Raw genomic sequence first — 6114 nt, 5'->3', positions numbered from 1 at the left:
CGGAAACGGCGGCGTGGCAGGCCGTGGAAGTCTTGCATCGCGCCTATGCCTACTGGCACTGGAGCCATCCCGACCGATTTCACTGTCAACCCTTCCCGGCTAGCGTGCTCGCACGTCGGAGTGGGGTTCACCGTGTCCTCAGTGTGTTGGCCTACGATTTGTAAGAGTGAGAGCCATCGTCTTCGCTAGAGGCCAGGTTGCAGGGCAACCTGGCCTCTAGGTTGTGCACAGTAACCTCTGCCTTTCGATCTTGAGCCGTGGCCCTGGGCCACCTATACCGTACCAATTCATTTGGCCGAGAAGGTCTCGATTTACATGACCGTTGCGAATGAGATCCCCTTGGAGCACTGGCCGAAGGGAGGGGCAGGGATTGCCTGGGCCTTGTTCGGCAAGTCCCAGCCTGAAAGGCTGGCTGTATCACAGCCGAGGCGGTGCCGTCATTGGGTGTTCGCCGAGCAGTATGATCGTCACGTGGCCCCGACAAAGATCGTGGCAGTGATCTTATACCAGGTATGGTGTCAACACTATCCGAGAACCAGCTTTCACGTTTAAACCGCGCCCAAGGGATTTGAGAAAACCCATCGGATTTGTGGCCAAAAGACGGGAGACTCGACAGCACCCCAGTGCGTCTTGCCCTCATGGACCATTCCTGGAGCAGAATCTGGTCACTATACCTAGTTAGTTCGTTGTCAACTTACCCTAACATTAACAACACGGTATCTCACCGTGTAACCCCGTGTTTTGTCCCACTCGCTTGGCAACGAATTTCTCCCAGTTACGGTGTCCGAACGCATCTCGACCGCCCTTGAGCCCAGGCCCTTGAATCATTCGGGATCGGCGTAGGCTTATGGCCCTGATGCGTACGCCTATTCCGAATCCCCGGCCTTGGGGCGGCTCGTGCAGCATGCTCGGACGACCGTGCGCCAGCCCCTTAATGACGGGGAAGTTAGCGGAAGTGATGACAGATTGCCTTAGCGCCAACACCCCGCTACCGTCGGTGCCGAGACACGGGCTGGGTATCACTCGATGTACAAGAGCCGTTCGATCGGCCAATGTCCACTCCGCTTAAAAACGGCGAAACCACAGGGCTTCGCGGGACTTTGATGGAGCCTTGCCGCCAAAGCCGTTGACTTTTGACAACAACCCAAAGCAAGACTAAACTAGACTAAGTTTGATAATTCGAGGTGACTTTGATGAAATCCGTAAACATTCATGAGGCAAAAACCCACCTTTCGCGGCTTCTGGATGAGGTGAGTCGAGGGGAGGAAGTCACGATTGCCAAGGCGGGCAAGCCCATTGCGCGGTTGGTCCCGATAACGAGCTCGCGACCAACCCGCACACCGGGATTTTTACGTGGAAAGATCCGTATTTCCGATGATTTCGATGCGCCGTTACCCGACGACGTGCAAAGGAGTTTTGAAGGGGCCGACGAGTGATGCTGTTGCTCGATACGCATATCTACTTATGGTACCTGGTCGATTCTCCACGCATTACGCGGGAGATTTCCGAGCAGATTTCGGAAGCCGACGTGGTTCTTGTTAGTGCAGCCTCCATTTGGGAAGCTGCCATCAAAATCGATTTAGGCAAACTTGATGCCAAGATTTCCGACCTCGTTAAGGGCATCGAGGCGAGCGGATTTTCGGAGCTGCCCGTGAGTGCCGAGGACGCGGGTATGGTAGCGAGCTTGCCGCCCATTCATAGGGATCCGTTTGACCGGCTCCTCGTTGCTCAAGCTCTAGCCGGCCCGTTTCGCCTACTTACCGCTGATGCGACCGTGGCCAGATACTCTGACGTGGTCCAACTGGTGACGTAATACGAAGTTCACAGTTGGTGGGGTCGGCGGGAGGGACCGCGACGCTTTGCTTTGGGAATGCGAATTTGTGAGCACGGCACAAACGCCTCGGTCGGCTGTATCGTAATGCGCCGAACTGTTTGTGTTGGTGCACAAATTTCTTGCAACCCGACTTAAGCTCTGTTAGAGGAGCTCTAACAGGACGGTTTTGGATGGACGTTCAGGGAATCGGGAAGCGACCGCGGTTGCTTCCCGATTTTCTCGTGCGCCCGGCATGGGCATGCACTTTAAGGTGAAAGTCCTGAAAGGAGGATGACCGTTCCAACCGTTAGCCTAAGGCAAGGGTGTCTGCCGTGAGGTGGAATCCGAAGGAAGCCGGCGGCAAACCTCCGGCCGGACGAACAGAAAGTGCATCCGAGGCGGGGCGCGTGGGGTGAGTTCGCTAGACAGAACGAAGCCCAATACGGTTAGCGCGCGTTACGTAAATGCACCCGGTAGATGGAGGGACAGTGCACGCTCTTACCCGGGGAGATCTTTCGCGGTGCTCAAGTATACCTCATGGGTTAGGGGTCTTGGGCAACCGTGTTATTGAACCGCGGTTGTCGCCTCCATGTTATCCATCCGATCATGGAGGCGACGGCCATTAGTACGCCGGCTCCGCTCAAGGTATCTCCCGGTGTAGTTTCTTTGAGCACGGTAGCTACGAATATCAGCCCTATGAGCGTTGCCACGGCCATCATAAGGCGTTGAATCGCAAACACCGAAGGTTGTTGACGGGGATCGACATGGGTACCGATGTGAGTGTCTAAGGCAATATGAACCACCGGCGCTGTAAGAGATCCGATGATCACCCACATGATCGCCGATTCCAGATGAACACTGAGTCCAATGGCAAAAAAGGCGAGGCCCGTAAGCGACCAAGACAAAAAGTAGCTCACTTGGAGTTGCTTTAGAAGATAGGGAACGATTATGACCGTGCCCAAAACGGTACCTATCCCCCACACAGCGCGGATGGCGCCATAGCCTAATGCATGTGCATGCCAAGGCACGGCCGTAAGAAGTGGGATAGTGACCGTAAACGCAGGCCAGAGCCAATTGGAGACCGAGCGCACTGAAAGGGCGGTTTTGAGGAACGCATCAGATCGAATCGCATTCCAAGCGTCGCGTTGTCGCAGAATTTGTAAAGAGCGTGAGTCACGGCCATCATTTCGGACATGCCACCAACAGAGAGCAGAGAGGAGGAAGAAAAAAGCCGCGCTTAATATGGCCGCGGTAGCGTGGAATCGGGTGAGCAAAAGCCCAGCTAATAGGGGGCCCACTACAATACCGGTGCGCGAGGCGATTTCGAATCGCGACGATGCCTGCGCTATGTTGTCGCGCGGAACTTTGGTCATTAACCAGGCTTGAGATAAAGGTAGCACACGAGCATTAACCCAGCCTTCAACGACGGCAAGTCCTAAGAGGCCCAAGGGAGCATGAAGCAGGCTGATACTGGATCCCAGCAGAATCATGGAGAATCCCCCCAACCACCAAGACATTCGGCTTGACGGACCAAAGTTGGGGCCGGTCAATCCTATTACGATAGTAGGGATGGATGCGAGGGCCACCGCCACCGACACGAAGGTTCCCGAATTTGTTAAGACCAGCACCTGCCATAAAAGCAGTGTAGTCCAGAGATTGTGCGCCGCATAGAGGAACCCGACGCCGAGATAGAAGCGAACACCGACGAAGCCGGCATGTTTTGATTCATTCATAATGATGACTCCTTTATGGGGCCTAACTCTTGGATTCAGTGTATCCTGAAGACATATAATGGAGAAATGAAATTATTTTGACCTATAAATTGAGAAATGCGATAAATAGGAGGGGCTATGGACCACGGACAGGTTCGCACTGTTCTTGCCGTTGAACGGACCAGATCTTTTACTCGGGCTGCAGATCTGTTGCATGTGACGCAGTCGACGATTACGGCACGGGTGCGACAATTGGAACAGGAATTAGGAGTCACGATTTGGGATCGTACCACCCGTCGGCTGATATTGACGGCGGCCGGCGCCAAATTGATGCCACTTTTTGAACGTGCCGACCTTCTCTTTAATCGTATTTATGATACCGCTGAGATGGAGGCATCCCACGGGCACTTAGTTTTTGGATCCGTCCATTCTCAATGGCTGGGAGGCATTATCCCGCTGCTGACCGGCTGGAGTGAAGAGAAGGCAGGTGTCACATGGCGTCTGGTCACCGGGCACTCTCGGGAATTACTAGAATGGCTTCGCGACGGGACCATTGATCTGGCGATTAGTTATTTTCCGTCGAGTGAGCAGGGGCTGCAGAGCATATTACTAATGGAACAGCGCTTGGCACTTATCGGCTCTCCTCAACGTTTGTTCTCTATACGTATGAAGGCAGATACCGTAAAAGAGTACCAACGATTGGCCTATGTCGAATGGGGGGCCCCTTTTACTGATTGGTTTAGACAGGAGTTTGATGGCTGGCAACCCGAGGTGCAAGTGGATCAAGCGGCGCTTCTGATTCAGATTCTTGAACAGGGGCACCATGTAGCCTTTATGCCGGCGACGTTGACGAATAGTGCGATTCAAAGAGGTACATTGGTGGAAATCCCCTATCATTCGATGGTTACCATGCCGACTCGCGCCGTGTATTTGGTGTCGAGTGAACGTGCGTTGTTGCGCCCGTTAGTGCAAGATCTTTGGAACTATTGGACGCTTCATGGCAGAGATTATTGGAGATGATATTGCTCCAGGGTCGAGTATTTCGTGAACTCGGACGTCACGTCGACTGCGGATGGAAGCTACGCAAACTTGGCAAGATCATCTTGAGGTGGCATAGCAAATGAAGCGTTGGGGACACGAGACATGGAGGCTGGGAGCCGTCGCCCTCGTAACGGCCATTGCCATGTCATGGGGATTACGGGGAGACAATCATTTCATGGGGGCGAGTCAACCGGTGATGCACCGGAGTCTCACTCGATGGCATAAGGGACTCTTAGGTGAACGAGAGCGCATTATCTACCAGACCATCGGTCACCAGAGGCTGACTTTTTATATTTTTCGCCCGACGGCATCCACCGCACGGTCGCGTCCTGTCGTCATATATTTTCATGGTGGGGCACTCCAATATGGGAGTGCACTCATTACGCGCCGGAATACTCCCCATAATCAACTCTTAGTGGCGGTGGAACGGGGTGTTATCCGAAGAGGTGACGATTTTGTCTCCGTGAATTATCGTTTAGCGCCCCGCTATCCCTGGCCCCACTCGTTGCAGGATGTAAAGCACGCCGTACGCTATATCGCGACGCATGCTCGAGGCCTACATATTAATCGGTCGGATGTGACTCTCATGGGAGATAGTGCGGGGGGACAACTGGCGACCTTTGTGGGTTTGACTTGGCCCAGCCCTGCGCCGCAGAGTGCTGTCATCCGCGGGGTGGTTGACATGTTTGGTCCCACCGACCGTAGACTGTACGCCTTGCGTTGGCGTGAGAGGTACGGTCTTAAGCCCAACCCGGTGTTTGGGACCTACACCCCTGAGAGCATCAAAAGGGACAGTGCGGTCTCCTATGTCCACTCCGGGGCGCCGCCGTTTTTAATTATTCAAGGGACAGAAGACCGCATTGTCCCCGCATCGCAGTCTCAACTGCTGATGAATCGACTGAGAGCAGCCAATGTGCCCGCCCGGGAAATCGTGGTACACCACGCTGGTCATGAATTTGTGGCCGTCGGCGGGCCTATCGATCCGTCACTGTCTCAACTGTCTGAGGAAATTTTGGATTTCTTACAAGATGAAATGTCTCTCGATTCCTCTAGGTAGCCGAGACCAGTTCTAACCAAGGGGCTCCCTCACTGGCTTGAAGCTGGAATGCGCCGTGGGTACCTCATTCGCGACTATGAGTCGGTGGTTTACCATTGAATTTCTTAAGATCCGCCAAACGGCTGGGGCAGTTTCTCTATATAGTCTTTGATCCCTGGTGCATTCCCGACAGCGGGATGCGTCGTGAGCATTCATTTTGTCAAAAACGCTCTTTCCTCAATGAGATGGTCGCTTGGCCTAGTAGGTCCAAGGCCTGTAAAAGCCCCTATCGGTGTGAGCGATAGGGGCGTGACCATGAAAACCACGGGTTAGACTCTATTGCGCTAAACTACGCAGCACCGTTTGCAAGATACCGCCGTTTCGGTAGTAATCTATGTCGATAGGGGTATCCAGCCGTGCCGTGGTCTCAAAGCTGAAGCGAGAACCATCCGATCGGGTCACCGTCACGCTAATCGAGTGGCCGGGGTGAAGGGTCTGCGGGATTTCGATGT

Annotated in this window: 6 protein-coding genes; 5 read left to right on the top strand and 1 reads right to left on the bottom strand. The window is 54.0% G+C overall.

The features are described 5' to 3' along the window. Positions 1-315 precede the first annotated feature (315 nt). The 3 genes from ACOJWD_RS10185 (at position 316) to ACOJWD_RS10175 (ending at position 1813) form a co-directional block, all read left to right on the top strand. Positions 316-552, top strand: coding sequence for a hypothetical protein (locus tag ACOJWD_RS10185; RefSeq protein ID WP_486993123.1), 237 nt, complete (start codon positions 316-318; stop codon positions 550-552). 641 nt (positions 553-1193) lie between these two features. Next, positions 1194-1436: a type II toxin-antitoxin system Phd/YefM family antitoxin gene (locus ACOJWD_RS10180; RefSeq protein WP_486993122.1), complete on the top strand. Its 243-nt coding sequence runs from the start codon at positions 1194-1196 to the stop codon at positions 1434-1436. Further along, the gene (locus tag ACOJWD_RS10175) at positions 1436-1813 is read left to right on the top strand and encodes a type II toxin-antitoxin system VapC family toxin (protein ID WP_486993124.1); all 378 of its coding nucleotides are present in this window, start codon (positions 1436-1438) and stop codon (positions 1811-1813) included. Before ACOJWD_RS10180 ends, ACOJWD_RS10175 begins: the two co-directional genes overlap by 1 nt. A gap of 542 nt (positions 1814-2355) precedes the next feature. On the opposite strand, the gene ACOJWD_RS10170 is transcribed toward ACOJWD_RS10175, so the two are convergent. Continuing rightward, positions 2356-3546, bottom strand: a complete 1191-nt coding sequence (locus tag ACOJWD_RS10170) for an MFS transporter (protein WP_486993121.1) — start codon at positions 3544-3546, stop codon at positions 2356-2358. A 117-nt stretch (positions 3547-3663) separates the two neighbouring features. Between ACOJWD_RS10170 and ACOJWD_RS10165 the strand changes: the two genes are divergently transcribed. Both ACOJWD_RS10165 and ACOJWD_RS10160 read left to right on the top strand, forming a co-directional pair. Beyond that, positions 3664-4545, top strand: a complete 882-nt coding sequence (locus ACOJWD_RS10165; protein ID WP_486993120.1) for a LysR family transcriptional regulator — start codon at positions 3664-3666, stop codon at positions 4543-4545. A 100-nt stretch (positions 4546-4645) separates the two neighbouring features. Beyond that, positions 4646-5623 carry an alpha/beta hydrolase gene (locus ACOJWD_RS10160; RefSeq protein WP_486993119.1) on the top strand — a complete coding sequence of 326 codons (978 nt, stop codon included), beginning with the start codon at positions 4646-4648 and terminating at the stop codon, positions 5621-5623. The last annotated feature ends 491 nt before the right edge of the window (positions 5624-6114 follow it).

The organism is Sulfobacillus sp. TH-112 (genome assembly GCF_057473405.1).
This window is presented reverse-complemented; position numbering and strand designations above follow the sequence as displayed.